The following is a 15,447-nucleotide window of genomic DNA, read 5'->3' on the forward strand; positions in this document are numbered from 1 at the left end:
CGCAGGTGCACCGGCCCATGACGGGGGTGTGGCTGCGGCTCAAAGCTCCCTACGCCGGTGCAAACCGGATCAGGTTCCAAGGGACTCTCTCAGCCTGGCAGATCCAGGCACCCCCGCTTCAGGTGACCATTTCACTACAAATGGTACGGATTTGCGAGCCGGTGCCCTTCAGGCGGCGGGGCGGTGCGGCGTCAGATCCCTTTCCGAAGGAAGGGGATCTGACCCCGACGGTGTACCAACCGGGTCACGCCGCCGCGTGCAGGGCCTGCAGTAGCGCCTGCCCTGGCCCGGTGCGGAACCATGCCGGGTGCCCCAGCATGAAGGGCTGCCAGGCCACGTCGGCATTCGCGGTCGAGCCGGTGATGCCTTCGAAGTACTCCACTTCGGACAGTGCGAAGTCGAAATGCACCATCGGCAGCAGGTCGGCCAGCAGATGCACGCGTGCTGCCGACAAGGGCAGCACCTCACGGTAGCCGTCGAGCAACGCCAGTGCAATGTCGATGCGCACCGCCTCCATCCCGCGCTCCAGTTCCAGCCACGCCACTGCGTTGCGCTCGATCGCGGTGGCGAGGTCGAACAAGGCGCTGGTGGGTGAAGCCAGGCCGAAATCCAGCACGGTGCTGACCTGCCCGTCGCGCCACAGCAGGTTGGAAACATGCCAATCGTTGTGCGCCCACAGCCGTGGCTCGTCGCGCAGGCGCTCGGCGAGCCCGGCGTGCCACGGCAGCACGTCGCGCTGCAGCTGCGCTTCCCATGGAATGCGCGCGAGATAGCGGGCCAGCCCGGGGCGCGCGTGCAGCTCCGCCTTGATCGCTGCGATCGGATCGTCGGCACGGATCAGATCATCGCGCGCGACCAGCAGATGGGTGCTGCGCTGGGGCGCGTGGTAGCTGGCGGCGGCACGGTGCAGCTGGGCCAGCATGCGGCCCGCCTCGCGGGCCTCTGCGACATCGGTCAGCAACGACCACGACACCGCGTCGCGGTACAGGTCTTCGCCCACGCCGACATCGTGCAGTTCAAACGTCCATTCGCCGTGTTCGATCGCGGTGCGGCCATCGGTGGCCGGCAGCACCTGCACCACCGGAACGCCGGCGGCGGCGAGATGGGCGATGAAATGGTGTTCTTCTTCCAGGCAGGCCGCGCTGCGCACACTGTGGTGGTGGCGCTTGATGAACACCTCGCCGCGCGTGCCGTCGACAATGGCGGCGGCCGACAGCGGCCGCGGGCTGTGCCAGCGCGGTTGGCTGTGCCCGCCCAGCTGCGGGAAACGCGCACTCAGCCACGCAATGTCCGCCGCGCTGATCGGCGGCCAGTCGGCGGCGACCTCATCGTTGTTGAGGCCCTGCACGCGGTGGGAGGAAGACGTCATGCCGCAGTCCGATCGGGAAAGTCACATCCAAGGCTGCGCATTCAACGCCATGCGCGTGGCCAACGCAAACGGGCGGGTCATCGACCCGCCCGTCTCCGCGTCATCGGTGTGTCGGCGCTGCTTACCAGCCGCGATGGCGGCCGCGGTCGTTGTAGTAGCGGTTGTCGTAGTAGCGCTCACGCTGCCAGCGGCGGTCATCGCCACGGTCGTAATAGCCGCTGCGGTAGTAGCCACGGTCGTAACGGCGATCGTAGCGATTGTCGTAGTAGCGGTTGTCGTAATAGCGACGGTCGCGGCGGTCGGACGTGGTCAGGTTGCCGATCGCGCCGCCGGCCACGGCACCGCCGACGGTGGCCGCAGGGTCGCCGTTGGAGAGCAGGTTGCCGGCCACGCCACCGACCACGGCGCCGACCAGGGTGCGCTTGTCCTTCCTCGACATCGCGCTGGCATCGCTGACCACGGCGACACCGGCCACCAGTGCCAGGGCCATCGCCAGACCACGGAAGCTGAGTGCGGAAGTACTGAGCATGTTCGTTCTCCTGTGAGGTGCATGCCACGCTGGGCAGGGAGGGCGCGGGGCGCCCCGGCTGCCGTGGTGTCCACGCTGGCGTTCCAACATTGCCGGAACATTGCCTGGCCTACCGGGCGGCTTGCGCATTCATCTAGCGGCAGGCGGCATGAAGCAAGGCTGAAAGCGGCCTTGGCCGCTCAGCTGGCAGAAAGGGAAAGGGCCGCGCATGGCGCGGCCCCTCCCGGTCTGCAAGGCGCTGCGGGCTCAGATGCCCATGGCCTTCTGTGCCTGGCGGGTCTGTTCCTGCTGCGCGTCCTGCTGCTGGTGCAGCACGTTCGGCGCGCCGTGCACCGCGCCGCTGCTGAGCGCCATGCTCTGTTCGCTGGCGGTGCGGGTTTCCACCGCAACGCGGCTGGCCGCCGGGTCACCGATCGTGCCCTGCACGGCGAACAGGCGCTCACCGTTCGGGCTGGGCACCACCGCGTCGATGCGCTGCAGGCCGGCGGCATGCGCCTCCCTGGTCAACGCCGCTGCGGCGCTTTCCAGCGCGTGGCGGTCCTTGAAGGTGCCCGCCGGCATCCGCTCCAGGCCTTCGGTGGCCTGCAGGTACATCGGATTGCGCGGGTGTCGCTCGTCGTTCAGCAGCGGGCGCTCGCGGGCCTCCTTGATCGCATCCAGCGTCTTCGCACCGACGATGCCGTCGGCGACCAGCCCGTTGTCCTTCTGCAGCTGGCGCACCGCCGCTTCGGTATTGCGGCCGAAGCGGCCGTCCTCGACCAGCGGCTTGCCGTCGGCCCCGGCATAGCCGAGGTGGCCCAGCTGCTCCTGCACCTTGCGTACGCCCTCGCTGTGCGCGCCCGGCTTGTACAGCTCGGCGTGCGGGGTGGCGGCGGCCTTGTGCTCGGCGGCAGGCTTACCCTGGGTCTGCTCGTGCGATTGGGTGCGGTTCTCCAGCAGGTCGCGCGCCTTGGACAACGGGTCCGACGCGAACAGCTTCCAGTTCGGGTGGTCCTTCACCTGCTTGAGGTAGTCCTCCACCGGCATGGTGTGCACGCCCTTGCTGCCGGTGGACTGGCTGATCAGCAGTTTGTCGGTGTTCGGGTCGCGCACCACCATCACGATGTGGTCGATGCCATTCCAGTGCTCGTGGCGGGTCCTGGCCGTATCCAGGCCGATGACCATGCCTTCCTTCAGCGCACCGGGCTTGAGGATGGCGTCGCGCTCGAGCAGTACGCCGGACTGTTCGACGGCCTTGTGCACGATGCCGCCGGAACCGAGGTTGCCCAGGTCGATGCGGTCGGCCTTGCTGAAGACAGCGTGCCCGGCCTTCTGGTTGATCTCGTCCATGGTCCGGTTCTGCAGGGTGCCGACCCAGCCGGAGCAATCGATGTAGCCCTGGTCCACGTTCTTGCCGGTCTTGCCCGGCACGTACAGTGCGTGGCCCGGGATGTTGATGGCGTACTTCACATCGTCGTACTTCACGCCGGCGTCGTAGGCGGCGTGCAGTTCGATGCCCGGCTTCGGCGTGGCGGCAGCCGTTGCGGTCGCCGCCAGCGTGGCTGCAGCAGCGCCCACTGCAGCGGTCTGCGCTGGGGTGGCCGGAGCCTGGGTCTGGGTCTGGGTCTGGCCCGGTGCCACCGCCTGCGGTTCGATGTGCTTTTCCGGGATGCTGATCGCCGCGTACTTGTGGATGTAGTAGCTGGAGAAGGTCCGCGCCAGGTCGCCGTCGTTCATGCCACGCATCTCGGCCAGGGTGTGGCCGGTCAGGGCCTTGGCATCGGAGCCGATCTGGTTGAGCACGTTGCGGCGCATGTTGATCTCTTCGCCATGGCCGTTGCGGACCACGCCGAAGGTGCCGGTGGCGATCGCGGTCTGCACCGAGCCGTAGCCGGCGCTGCCCTGCTGGTGGGCCAGGTACAGGTCCAGGCCGGTCGGCGTGTCGCCGCCGGACAGGTACGGGTGCCCGGTGCGCTCATTGCGGCGCGCCATCGAGCCCAGGTTGTCCTGGTACATCTGCGCGGCGGCTTCGGTGTTGCGGGTCGGGTCGAACTCATGGCCGGTCAGGTGGTACTGGCGGGCCGAGCCGGGCACGAACTGGAACAGGCCCTTGGCCCCGGTCGAGGTGTTGTGGGCGCGCTCGTTGAAGGTGCCGCCGGTCTCGATGTGCGCGAAGCGCATGAAGTCATCGACCGGAATGCCCTTCTGCCGGGCGACCTGCTCGACGATGTCCAGGACTTCCTTTTTGCTGTAGTCATGCTGTGCCATGACGTTTTCCTCGGGGTTGATGGAGCGGCCGATGCCGCGAATCGCCAACCGGACTCATCCGTGAGTCAAGAACATGTCGGTCAACAGGTAACCCGCCTGCGGCGGATGGAAATCAGGGCGCGATGTACTGCTGGGCCTTGCTGTCGAAGCGGTAGTGCACGGTGTCGCCGGCACCCAGCGCGCGGGTCTTGCCCGGGGCTTCGATGGTGGTGCCCTTGAAGGTCACGGTCAGCTGCGGAAGGCTGTTGCCGTCGGCCACGAAGGCCAGTTCGCCGTCGCTGTCGGTGCACGGCATCACGTTGCCGTCGTCGCAGGCCGCGCTGTTGTCTTCCCCGGTGCGCACCGAGCCGACGTAGCGCCAGACCTTGCTGTCCAGGTCGTCCTCGCTGCGCTTGGGGTTGAACAGCAGCAGGGCGTAGCCACTGCTGCTGATGCCGCGGTCGAAGCTGCTGGTCGGCACCGCCAGCAGCAGGCGGCCGTCGGTGGTGCGGTGTTCGATCGGCTTGCGCCGGGTATCGATGTCGTCGGCCTTGTCGTAGGCGCCGAGCGCACCGATGGTCCATTCCTGGCCACGGAACTTCCACGGCTTCTTCGCGTCGCCGCCGGCCAGCACGAAGGTGGCCTCGGCCAGATTGGCGCGGTCGTCGGGACCGGCCGGCTGCTGTTCGCCCGGCTTGCCGTAGTGCTCGCGGGTGTCCCAGGAAAAACCGGTGTAGTAGGTGGTGCCGTCCAGGGTGAAGGTGTGGCCGAACCAGAAGGTCGCCACGCTGCCGTTCTGGACCTCATAGGACGTCGCACCATCGCCATCCACCTGGTAGATGAAATACATCACGGTCGGCGCGTCGGGCGGGGTGACGGCGGCATCGGGAGCGGGAGCGGGGTTCTGCATCGGGGCAACATCCTGTCGGGGCGCGTTGGCAGCCTGCGCAGGCGCAGGCGCAGGCTGGGAGGACGAGGGGGCCGGATCGGCGGCGCTGCAGGCGGCAGCGGAAAGAGAGACGAGCAGGCATGCCGCGAATGCGCGCAGGGGCCGCAACGGCAGGGTCCAACGTAGCTCGGGGGGGGACTGCATGCGCCTCTCCATGGTCAGCGTTGCCGGGCCAGACGGCCGGCAGGAAGCCGCACCCCATCCACCTGGGACGGGAGCGAGGACATGAGCCGGTCGATTCCTTCGACCTCGCGTTGAGAACTCATGCCCCTCAATCTTGGCACAGATCCGCAGGCCGTCAAAGGGGGCCGCGGCGGGCGGGGCTGTTATGTGAAGTTCGTCTCAGATCTTGCCGTCACGCAGGTAGTCGAACAATTCGGCGTCACCCTTCAGCCCCAGCTTGAGCATGGCGTCGCCTTTCTGCCGGCTGATGGTGCTGACGCTCTTGTGCAGCTGCAGCGAGATCTCCTTCACCGTCATGCCGGTGCCGAGCAGTCGCAGCACCTCCACTTCGCGTGGTGACAACGGCTTGCCGTCGCCCTCGCGCATGCGCCAGCTGCCGGCCGCGTCCACCCGCTCGCGCAGGCTGCGGCTGATGTAGGGCTGGCCGCGGTAGACCGACTGGATGGCCTGCGGCAGCTCGTCCATCGACGAACTCTTGTCGACCAGACCGAGCACGCCACTGTCGAGCACCATGCGCAGGATCGCCAGGTTGCTGGAGACGCTGAGCATCAGCACCGGCAGGTCGGGATGGCGGCGGCGGATCATGCCGATCATGGCGAAGCCATCGGCCTGTGGGCTGCCCGGCATGGAGTAGTCGGTGACCAGCAGGTCACAGGGTTGGTTGGCGAGCAGGGTCATCAGCGCCTGCGCGCTGTCGGCCTCGCCGACCACGCGGCCCACGCCGCTCGACTCGATGACGGCGCGGGTACCAATACGGACCACGGGGTGATCGTCTGCGATGATGATGCGCAAGCTCATGCTCTAGTATGGCCATCGGGCACGCCGGACCGCGACCATCGCGGTCCCTGGCAGGATTCTAGGAGATCGACGCAGATGCGTAGGTGGGCTGTTCGCGGGCTGCTCCTGCTGCTGGCGGTGCTGGCCCTGCCCGTGGCCCAGGCACAGCCGGCCCCTGGCCTGCTGCCGCTCAGCCCGTTGCAGCGCGAATACCTGGTGGCGCATCCGACCATCGTTGTCGGGCAGTATGACAGTGGCTGGCCCCCCTTCGAGTCCCTCCGTGATGGCGAACAGGTCGGCCTGGGGCCGGACTACCTGTCGCATCTTGCACGCCAGCTCGGCGTGAAGGTCGAGATGCGCCGCTATCCCGACTGGACATCCGTGTTGGATGCGACATGTCGTGGCGAGATCGACGTGGTGATGAATGTCGGTCTCAGTGCCGACCGCACCCGCTGCATGGTCTATACCGCTGCGTATTCCGAAGCGCCACTGGCGCTGGTGGGGCGACCGGCGGACCTTCGTGCGTCCGAGATACCCGACCTGGATGGCCTGCGGGTGGTGATCGAGCAGGATTTCCTGACCGGCCCGCAGGTACGCGCGCGTTTCCCGCGTGCCCGCCAGCTTGTCGCAAACGACACGTTGACAGCGTTGCAGATGGTCAGAGACGACAAGGCCGATGTTTACATCGGCAATGCCTTCGTCGCCACCGAGCTGATCGCCAGCCGACGCCTGCAGGGCGTGGCGCTGCTGCGACCGAGCGACCTTCCCCCCGAACGGCTGCACTTCGGCATTCCCAACGGCAAGCAACCCCTGGCTGAAGCCCTGGACCTGGCGCTGGCTGCCACCAGCCAGGCCCAGCGGGATGCGCTGGCGCAACGCTGGCTGCCCCCTCCGCATTGGTCGGCATCAGCGCAGCTGGCGCTGAGCCAGGCCGAGAAGCGTGTGCTGGAGCAGCCGCTGAAGATCGGTTTCGCCCCGAATGCCGCGCCGCTGTCGTTCACCGGCGAGGATGGCCGGCCCAGTGGCCTGGCCAGCGAGTACCTGCAGCGCTTGATGCAGGCGGGCGCCAACCTGCAGATCGAGAACAGCCACGACTGGTACGAGGTGCGTGAGAAGGCCCGCCGCGGTGAACTGCAGGCGGTGATGGGCATGCCCGCGGATTCGCGCTACCTGGGCCCGGATTGGGTGTTCAGCCAGCCCTTCATCAGCGTGCCGAACGTGATCGTCACCCGGACCGATGGTCCGGCGCTGCTGGGACTGGCCGACCTGCAGGGCAAGCGCGTACTGCTTTCTGATCCGGAGCGCCTGCGCCGCTACGTGCTGCAGCAGGCACCGCAGGCCCGGATCATTGCTGCGCGCAGCGCCGAGCAGGCCCTGCAGCGCCTGCTCGATGGTGAAGCCGATGCCTACGTCGGCAATCTTGCGCTGGTCGATCACCTGCTGCGCAGCCGTTTCCCGGCGCGGCTGCAGGTGGCGGCTCCGGCAGGCTTCAATGACCAGCTGGCATTGGCGGTGGATCGACGACATGCAGCGCTGGCCACTACCTTCGACCGCCTGTTGCTGCAGATGACCCCACGCAAGCGCGAAGCGCTGCGCAGCGCCTGGCTGGCCGTGGAGTACCGCAACGGCGTCAATTGGAACAACGCGCTGCGGTGGGGGATACCAGTGCTGCTGGTGCTGCTGACCGCGATGCTGGTGCATGGTGTCGGCCATTGGCGATTGCGCCGTGAGGTGGCCGGACGCCGCCAGCTGGAGCAGCGCCTGGCCGAGGTGACCGACAATCTGCCTGCGGTGGTGTACCAGGCACGTCGCGATGCCGATGGCACGCTCAGCTTCCCGTTCATTGCCGGCGACCTGCCTGCCTTGTTCGGTATCACCCGGCAGCAGGCCGAACAGGACGCGAGGGTGTTGCTGGAACGCATCGAGGAAGAGGACCGCGCGCACATCCTGCACTCCATCGAGCAGGCCGCGCGCCAGTTCGCCCCATTGATCCTGGAGTTCCGCCTGCGCAGTGATGGGGAGGGCGCGCGCTGGGTGCGCAGCCAGGCCCACCCCTATGCCGCCGAAGAGGGCGCGGTGATCTGGAGTGGTTACTGGGTGGACGTGAGCGAAGCGCGGATGCAGGCCGACGCCCTGACGGCGGCGAAGGCGGAGGCGGAGCAGGCCGCCGAGGCCAAATCACGCTTCCTGGCCACGATGAGCCATGAGATCCGCACGCCGATGAGCGGCGTGCTGGGCATGCTGGAAGTGCTGGCGCATTCCCCGCTGGACAGCGAACAGCAGCGCATTCTTGGCGTGATCGAGGATTCGGCGCAGATGCTGCGGCAGATCCTCGACGACATCCTCGACTACTCGCGGCTGGAAGCGGGCGCAATGCGCCTGGAGCCGGTGCCGCAGCCGCTTCGGCCCCTGCTGGAAAGCGTGTGCCGACTGCTGTCCGCACAGGCCAGTGCGCGTGGCCTGGCGCTGCACGTGCAGATCGACCCACAGCTGGCCCCCGCCCACGAAGTGGATGGGGTGCGACTGCGCCAGATCGTGTTCAACCTGCTCAGCAATGCCATCAAGTTCACCGCACAGGGCGAAGTACGCCTGCAGCTGGAGGTGCTGGGCCCGACCAGCGAAGACGGTGTGCAACCGCTGTGCCTGAGCGTCACCGACACCGGCATCGGCATCGCGCCGGAACAACTGCAGCACCTGTTCGCGCCCTTTGCGCAGGCCGGTGCCTACATCCAGCGTGACCACGGCGGCACGGGTCTGGGCCTGAGCATCTGCCAGCGACTGGTGCAGATGATGCAGGGCGAACTGACCCTGCACAGCACGCTGGGCGAAGGAACCCGCGCCGAAGTGCGGATATCGCTGGTGGAGGCCGGCAGCGAGGACGCGGCGGCGCTGCTGGCCGAGCAGGACCAGACCGCGCTGCTGCCCGCCGCGCTGCGCCAGGCACGGGTGCTGGTGATCGAGGATCACCCGACCAACCAGGCGATGATGGCATGGCGGCTGCAGCAGCTGGGCGTGCCCCATGTGCTGCTGGGCGATGGCCAGCAGGCGCTGGACCGCTTGTCGACGGAGTCCTTCGATCTGGTCATTACCGACTGCCGCATGCCGGTACTCGACGGGTTCGGCTTCACCCGCCTGCTGCGCGAGCGCGAGGGCCGTACCGGCCAGCCGCGGCTGACGGTGCTGGCGCTGACCGCCAGCGTGCTGGACGACGATGCGCGCCGCTGCCGCGAGGCCGGCATGGACGAGGTGCTGGCCAAACCGCTGTCGCTGTCCACGCTGCGCACCGCGTTGCTGCGTTGGCTGCCGCAGGCACAGGGCCAGTCGTTCGAGGCGCCGGTGCAGGAGGCCGTCGCCGACGACGATGAAGTGCTGCCTGATCTGGCCACCCTGCAGCAGCGCTTCGGCTCGCGCGCGGTGGCCGAGCAGCTGCGCGACAGCCTGTTGCAGGCCAGCGAGGGCGACCTGGCGGCCGTGCAGCGCGCCGTCCAGGCCGGCGACCGCGAGGCCGCGGCGCTGCACCTGCATCGCCAGGCGGGCGGCCTGGGGGCGGTCGGGGCGACGGCACTGGCCGGGCAGGCCAATGCCCTGGTCGAGCGCCTGCAGGATGCGACGGAGGCCGATCCGGCGCCGTTGTTCGCCGCCGTAACGGCGTTCGTGGTGCGGCTGCAGCAACAGCTGCAGCGCCTGGCTCACTGAGCCGACTGCTGCTGCAGGTAGGCGATCACCAGGGCGCGGCGTTCTGCGCTGGGGAAAGCGTTGTACATGCGCGTGCCCGGCACCAGGTGCGTGGGTGACTGCAGGAAGGTATCCAGGGTCTGCGCGGTCCAGGTGATGTTGGCGCGGCGCATGCCGTCGGAGTAGCCATAGTCGGGCAGGCTGCCGGCGCGGCGTCCGATCACGCCGTGCAGGTTCGGCCCGAAGCGATGGATGCCACCGGGCTGCACGGTGTGGCAGCCGGCACACAGTTCGAACGCGCGCTGCATGGCCTGTTGCTGCGCCTGTTCGGGCGTGGCCGGCACCGCGGGTGGGCGCTGGCAGGCCGTGGCGAGCAGGGCCACGGCAACGGCGATGAGCAGGCGGGAGGCACGCATGGGCGGGCAGGATAGCGGTGCGATGGAGCGGCCGGGCTGCGACACGCGGTCGCAGCCCGGGGCGATCACATGCCCGAGTAGTTCGGGCCGCCGCCGCCCTGCGGGGTCACCCAGACGATGTTCTGGGTCGGATCCTTGATGTCGCAGGTCTTGCAGTGCACGCAGTTCTGCGCGTTGATCTGCAGGCGCGCGTTGTCGGCTTCGCCGACGAACTCGTACACACCGGCCGGGCAATAGCGGGCTTCCGGGCCTGCGTACTCGGCCAGGTTCACCTTCACCGGAATGCTGGGGTCCTTCAGCGTCAGGTGGCTGGGCTGGTTCTCGTCGTGGTTGGTGCTGCTCAGGAACACCGAGCTGAGGCGGTCGAAGGTCAGCACGCCATCCGGCTTCGGGTAGGCGATGCGGGTGTGCTTGGCCGCCGGTTCCAGGCAGGCATGGTCCGGCAGCGTGCGGTGCAGGGTCCACGGCGGGTTGCGCACGCCCAGCTTCGGCAGCAGCCACTGCTCCACACCGGTCATCAGGGTGGCCACGGTCTGGCCCTTCTTGAACCACTGCTTGAAGTTCTTGGCCTGCTGCAGCTCAGTGAACAGCCAGCTGGCTTCGAACGCCTTCGGGTAGGCGCTCAGTTCGTCGTGCTGGCGGTCGGCAGCCAGTGCATCGAACGCGGCGTCGGCGCACAGCATGCCGGTCTTGATCGCGGCGTGGCTGCCCTTGATGCGGCTGGCGTTGAGGTAGCCGGCCTCGCAGCCGACCAGCGCGCCACCGGGGAACACCGTCTTCGGCAGCGACAGCAGGCCACCGGCGGTGATCGCACGCGCGCCGTAACCGATGCGCGTGCCGCCTTCCAGGTGCTTGCGGATGGACGGGTGGGTCTTGAAGCGCTGGAACTCTTCGAACGGGCTCAGCCACGGGTTCCTGTAGTCCAGGCCGACCACGTAGCCGATGGCGACCTTGCCGCCGTCGGCGTGGTACAGGAACGCGCCGCCATAGGTGTCGCTGTCCAGCGGCCAACCGGCGGCGTGCACCACCAGGCCCGGCTCATGCTTGGCCGGGTCGATCTGCCACAGTTCCTTGATGCCGATGCCGTAGGCCTGTGGGTCCTTGCCTTCGTCCAGTTTGTAGCGCGCGATCAGCTGGCGGCCGAGGTGGCCGCGTGCGCCTTCGGCGAAGATCGTGTACCTGGCCTGCAGCGCCATGCCGCGCTCGAAGGCCGGGCCGATGCTGCCGTCCTTCTCGATGCCCATGTCGCCGGTGGCCACGCCGATCACTTCACCGTTGTCGCCGTACAGCACCTCGGCGGCCGCAAAGCCGGGGAAGATCGCCACTTCCAGCGCCTCGGCCTGCTGCGCCAGCCAGCGGGTCACTTCGCCCAGGCTGATGATGTAGTTGCCTTCGTTGTGGAAGCATTCCGGCAGCAGCGCATTGGGCGTGCTGCGCGCGCCGGTTTCGCTGAGGAACAGGAATTCGTCGCGGGTGACCTTCTGCTTCAGCGGTGCGCCGCGCTGGGCCCAGTCCGGGAACAGCTCGGTCAGCGCGCGCGGATCCATCACCGCACCGGACAGCACGTGCGCGCCGGGCTCGGAGCCTTTCTCCAGCACGCACACCGACAGTTCGCGGCCGGCTTCGATCGCGCGCTGGCGCAGGCGGATCGCGGTGGCCAGGCCGGCGGGGCCGGCGCCGACGATCACCACGTCGAACTCCATTACTTCACGCGGGGGCAGGGCGTTGGCTTCAGCGCTCATCGATTGCATGACTCGTGGGTAGGGCCGGCATCGGGGCCACCGGCGGTGCCTGGGAATCGCGCGTGCAGCCACGAGCGAAACGGTTGTTTGAATGTGTCAGGGTACCGGGCCGCGCGTGATCGAGCTAGATCGCCGATGTTCACGTCACGATTGCTGCGGTGCAGCGTAATGCGCGTGGCCGGGTAGGTGCCAACCTTGGTTGGCACATTGTTTCACCGCCCGGACCCGCTTCCGTGTGGACCAAGGTCCACACCTACCAGACGCGATGCTTGCGGATGACCGACAATGGCCGGGTCCTGACTGCGCGTGAGTGCCATGGCTTTGCATCCGTACGATCTGTTCGATGTCCGTTCCCTGCTCAACGAGGAAGAGCGCGCGGTGCAGGAGAGCGTCGCCCGCTTCACCAACGAGCGCGTGCTGCCGATCATCGGCGATGCCTTTGACCAGGCCCGTTTCCCATCTGAACTGGTGCCGGAGATCGCATCGCTGGGCCTGCTCGGTGCGACCCTGCCAGCCGAATACGGCGGCGGCGACCTGGGGGCGGTCAGCTATGGCCTGATCTGCCAGGAGCTGGAGCGCGGTGATTCGGGCCTGCGCAGCTTCGTCTCGGTGCAGAGCTCGCTGTGCATGTACCCGATCTATGCCTACGGCAGCGAGGAACAGCGCCAGCAGTGGTTGCCGGCGATGGCGCGCGGTGAGCTGATCGGCTGCTTCGGCCTGACCGAGGCGCACGGCGGTTCCGATCCGGCCAGCATGAAGACCCGCGCGGTGCGCGACGGCAGCGACTGGCGCATCAGCGGCAGCAAGATGTGGATCACCAGCGGCCCGGTGGCCGACCTGGCCATCGTCTGGGCGCAGACCGAGGACGGCATCCAGGGCTTCGTGCTGGAGAAGGGCATGGCCGGCTTCACCACGCAGGAGATCAAGCACAAGATGAGCCTGCGTGCGTCGCTGACCGGCGCGCTGTTCTTCGATGACGTGCGCGTGCCCGACAGCCATCGCCTGCCGAACGTGAAGGGCCTCAAGGGCCCGCTGGGTTGCCTGACCCAGGCCCGCTACGGCATCAGCTGGGGCCCGATCGGTGCCGCCATTGCCTGCCTGGATGAAGCACTGGGCTATGCCAAGGAGCGCGTGCTGTTCGGACGCCCGCTGGCCGCCACGCAGAGTGCGCAGATCAAGCTGGCCGAAATGGCCCGCCGTATCACCACCGCGCAGCTGCTGGCGCTGCAGCTGGGCCGCCTGAAGGAAGCCGGCCAACTGCAGCCACAGCAGGTCAGCCTGGCCAAGTGGAACAACTGCCGCATGGCCATCGACATCGCCCGCGAGTGTCGCGATCTGCTGGGCGGCGCTGGTATCACCACCGAGCACGTGGCGATCCGGCATGCGCTGAACCTGGAATCGGTGATCACCTATGAAGGCACCGAGACCGTGCACCAGCTGGTGATCGGCCGCGAACTGACCGGCATCAACGCGTTCTGAGTGCACCGGTAGCGCCGGCCGCTGGCCGGCGTTGCCGAGTAGGGTGGGCGACATGGGACGCCTATCCGGAGATGCAAGCTGAATGAAGAACAATCCCGCTGTAAGGCTGCTGTGTCTCTCGCTGCTTTTCCAAGCCTCCGTGCTGCAGATGGCGTGGGCAGGCGACAGCGATCATGGGGCATGGACAGGCAGCTATTCGCAGGCGAGCGATCTGTGTACCGAACCGGGCAGCGGGCGTAGTTGCCGCGATGGGTTCAGGGACAGCCTGTCGATTGTCGAAGAATCACTGGGCTATAGGGTTGAGCTGCACAGTATCCAGGCGATGCAGCACGTCTGCTCCTTCGTGCTGCATATGAAGCCAGAAGGCGGAAAGCTGATTCACCAGTCCGAACTAGGCACAGTGGTTATCGAGCAACATGCAGGTGCGCTGAGAGTCTCATCCGGCGGGATCGACCCGACGGCAATGGGCTTGGGCTTGTGCGGCACGCATGCTGATATTGATGGTCTGGAGTTTCCTTCTGCGGGCAATCGCACGCGTTCCAGGCAACGCAATGGCGCCCGCTCCTGATTGATCCAGGCGGAAGATATCCACGCATGGCGTGGATCTACTGAGCGGCTGTTGGGTCCGCCTTGAAGCGAGCCGAGCATCGCAGGTCCGGCGGGGGCGAAGAGGCGCGGATGTCTGAGCGCAGCGAGTTCCGCGCCATCCCCCGGCGGGCCGAGGAGCGCAGGGTACCGGTGCGCAGCACCGGCTCGCGGATGGCGGCGCGTTTCTTTTGGTTACTTTTCTTTCCGCGCGGAAAGAAAAGTAACGCCCATGAACGCATGCGCCCGCCACAGCAATTGGGCAGAAGAGAGACGCGTGGCGTTACGCGCCGCCGGCAAACCCGTGCTGCCGCCACGCTTCGTACATCACCACGGCGACGGTGTTGGAAAGGTTGAGGCTGCGGTTGTCCGGCCGCATTGGCAGGCGCAGGCGGCGGCCATCGGGCAATGCATCGAGCACGTCCTGCGGCAGGCCGCGGCTTTCCGGGCCGAACAGGAAGGCATCACCATCTTCAAAGGCCACGCTGTCGTAGCGCACGCTGGCCCGGGTACTGAGTTCGAACAAGCGCTTTGGTGCGATCCGCGCCAGCGCGGTGTCCAGGTCGGGATGGACCTGCAGGCGCGAGTACTCGTGGTAGTCCAGGCCGGCGCGCTTGAGCTGCTTGTCTTCCAGTGCGAAGCCGAGTGGCTCGACCAGGTGCAGTTGCGCGCCGGTGTTGGCGCAGAGCCGGATCACATTGCCCGTGTTGGGCGGGATTTCCGGTTGGAACAGGATCACGTGGAACTGGGGCGCGGCATTCATCGGCGCAGTGTACCTGCGACGACCGCCGCCTTTACGGCGCACGCCCTGCGCTGGGCAGGGCGGCACCGGTTACGGGCGCAGCAGGACCTGGGCGGTTTCGGTGGCCAGGGCCTGCAGGTCGGCGGCGCTCGGGCGCACCTGCAGGGCCGGCAGGTTGATGATGACCGAGTTGGCGACGTTGGTGGCAGCGGCAGCCAGGGTGGCGGCGTAGCGCTGGGCTTCCAGCTCGGCGGCCAGAGCGACGCGCTGTTCCAGGCTCGGGCGCACCTCCACCGAGGCCAGGGTGGTGATCGGCATCGCGGCGGCGACCGGGGCGGCGACGTAGCCGTTGCGCTCGGCCAGCTGGTCGGCGCTCGGACGCACTTCCACGGTGGCCAGGGTCGGGATGCCGCTGGCCTGTTCCCAGGCCTGCTGGGCCAGCTGGTCGGCGGCCGGGCGGACCTGCACGGTGGACAGGGTCTTGATGGATTCGGAGGCCTGCACCGACGAAACAACCGCGGTGCCGGCGATCAGGGCGATGGCGATGGCAATGGTCTTGGCGTTCATGACGGGGCCTGTTTAGTGTTGGTGATCAGTGGTGTGGTAGTAAGGTAGTACACCGATTCTGGGCTTGCAAGGAAAATTTTCGGTTTCCTGCATTTGTTCAGTCTTCAGTCAGCTTTCGTCTGAAGCCCTTCCTGGCGCAGGAAGTACCAAGCAATCCTCGTGCCAACTTTTAGTTGTTGATTTATAAGGGTTTTATGTTCATCGAAAA

The 15,447-nt window shown here is 67.3% G+C and carries 12 protein-coding genes and 1 riboswitch; of the genes, 3 read left to right on the plus strand and 9 right to left on the minus strand.

The features are described 5' to 3' along the window. Positions 1–29 precede the first annotated feature (29 nt). Positions 30–125: riboswitch (TPP riboswitch) on the minus strand. Between the two features lie 119 nt (positions 126–244). From ACZK1G_RS00700 to ACZK1G_RS00720, 5 genes are all read right to left on the minus strand, one after another. Next, positions 245–1,369: a phosphotransferase enzyme family protein gene (locus ACZK1G_RS00700; RefSeq protein WP_101764690.1), complete on the minus strand. Its 1,125-nt coding sequence runs from the start codon at positions 1,367–1,369 to the stop codon at positions 245–247. Between the two features lie 121 nt (positions 1,370–1,490). Further along, positions 1,491–1,898, minus strand: coding sequence for a glycine zipper 2TM domain-containing protein (locus ACZK1G_RS00705; RefSeq protein WP_101764691.1), 408 nt, complete (start codon positions 1,896–1,898; stop codon positions 1,491–1,493). 246 nt (positions 1,899–2,144) lie between these two features. After that, positions 2,145–4,145, minus strand: a complete 2,001-nt coding sequence (locus ACZK1G_RS00710; protein WP_197622043.1) for a peptidoglycan-binding protein — start codon at positions 4,143–4,145, stop codon at positions 2,145–2,147. A gap of 112 nt (positions 4,146–4,257) precedes the next feature. Beyond that, the gene (locus ACZK1G_RS00715; RefSeq protein ID WP_101764692.1) at positions 4,258–5,034 is read right to left on the minus strand and encodes a hypothetical protein; all 777 of its coding nucleotides are present in this window, start codon (positions 5,032–5,034) and stop codon (positions 4,258–4,260) included. Between the two features lie 381 nt (positions 5,035–5,415). After that, on the minus strand, positions 5,416–6,054 hold the full coding sequence (locus ACZK1G_RS00720; RefSeq protein WP_014035550.1) for a response regulator: 639 nt from the start codon (positions 6,052–6,054) through the stop codon (positions 5,416–5,418). A gap of 75 nt (positions 6,055–6,129) precedes the next feature. On the opposite strand from ACZK1G_RS00720, the gene ACZK1G_RS00725 reads away from it, so the two are divergent. Further along, entirely contained in the window at positions 6,130–9,729 is a 3,600-nt protein-coding gene (locus ACZK1G_RS00725; RefSeq protein WP_101764693.1) for an ATP-binding protein, read from the plus strand. On the opposite strand, the gene ACZK1G_RS00730 is transcribed toward ACZK1G_RS00725, so the two are convergent. Together ACZK1G_RS00730 and ACZK1G_RS00735 are read right to left on the minus strand one after the other, a co-directional pair. After that, complete coding sequence (locus ACZK1G_RS00730; RefSeq protein ID WP_101764694.1) at positions 9,723–10,124, minus strand: c-type cytochrome; 402 nt, start codon at positions 10,122–10,124, stop codon at positions 9,723–9,725. The two genes, ACZK1G_RS00725 and ACZK1G_RS00730, sit on opposite strands and share 7 nt — an antisense overlap. A 65-nt stretch (positions 10,125–10,189) precedes the next feature. Then, entirely contained in the window at positions 10,190–11,866 is a 1,677-nt protein-coding gene (locus tag ACZK1G_RS00735) for an electron transfer flavoprotein-ubiquinone oxidoreductase (RefSeq protein ID WP_101764695.1), read from the minus strand. A 315-nt stretch (positions 11,867–12,181) separates the two neighbouring features. On the opposite strand from ACZK1G_RS00735, the gene ACZK1G_RS00740 reads away from it, so the two are divergent. Together ACZK1G_RS00740 and ACZK1G_RS00745 are read left to right on the plus strand one after the other, a co-directional pair. Next, positions 12,182–13,345: an acyl-CoA dehydrogenase family protein gene (locus ACZK1G_RS00740; RefSeq protein ID WP_032962241.1), complete on the plus strand. Its 1,164-nt coding sequence runs from the start codon at positions 12,182–12,184 to the stop codon at positions 13,343–13,345. Positions 13,346–13,427: 82 nt separating this feature from the next. After that, entirely contained in the window at positions 13,428–13,913 is a 486-nt protein-coding gene (locus ACZK1G_RS00745) for a hypothetical protein (protein WP_101764696.1), read from the plus strand. A 300-nt stretch (positions 13,914–14,213) separates the two neighbouring features. Here ACZK1G_RS00745 and ACZK1G_RS00750 read toward each other — a convergent pair whose 3' ends face one another. Both ACZK1G_RS00750 and ACZK1G_RS00755 read right to left on the minus strand, forming a co-directional pair. Then, positions 14,214–14,693, minus strand: coding sequence for a tRNA (cytidine(34)-2'-O)-methyltransferase (locus ACZK1G_RS00750; protein ID WP_478447931.1), 480 nt, complete (start codon positions 14,691–14,693; stop codon positions 14,214–14,216). 69 nt (positions 14,694–14,762) lie between these two features. Then, on the minus strand, positions 14,763–15,239 hold the full coding sequence (locus ACZK1G_RS00755; protein ID WP_101764697.1) for an XAC0231 family protein: 477 nt from the start codon (positions 15,237–15,239) through the stop codon (positions 14,763–14,765). Between the last annotated feature and the right edge of the window lie 208 nt (positions 15,240–15,447).

The organism is Stenotrophomonas sp. 109824_Sma (genome assembly GCF_056480025.1).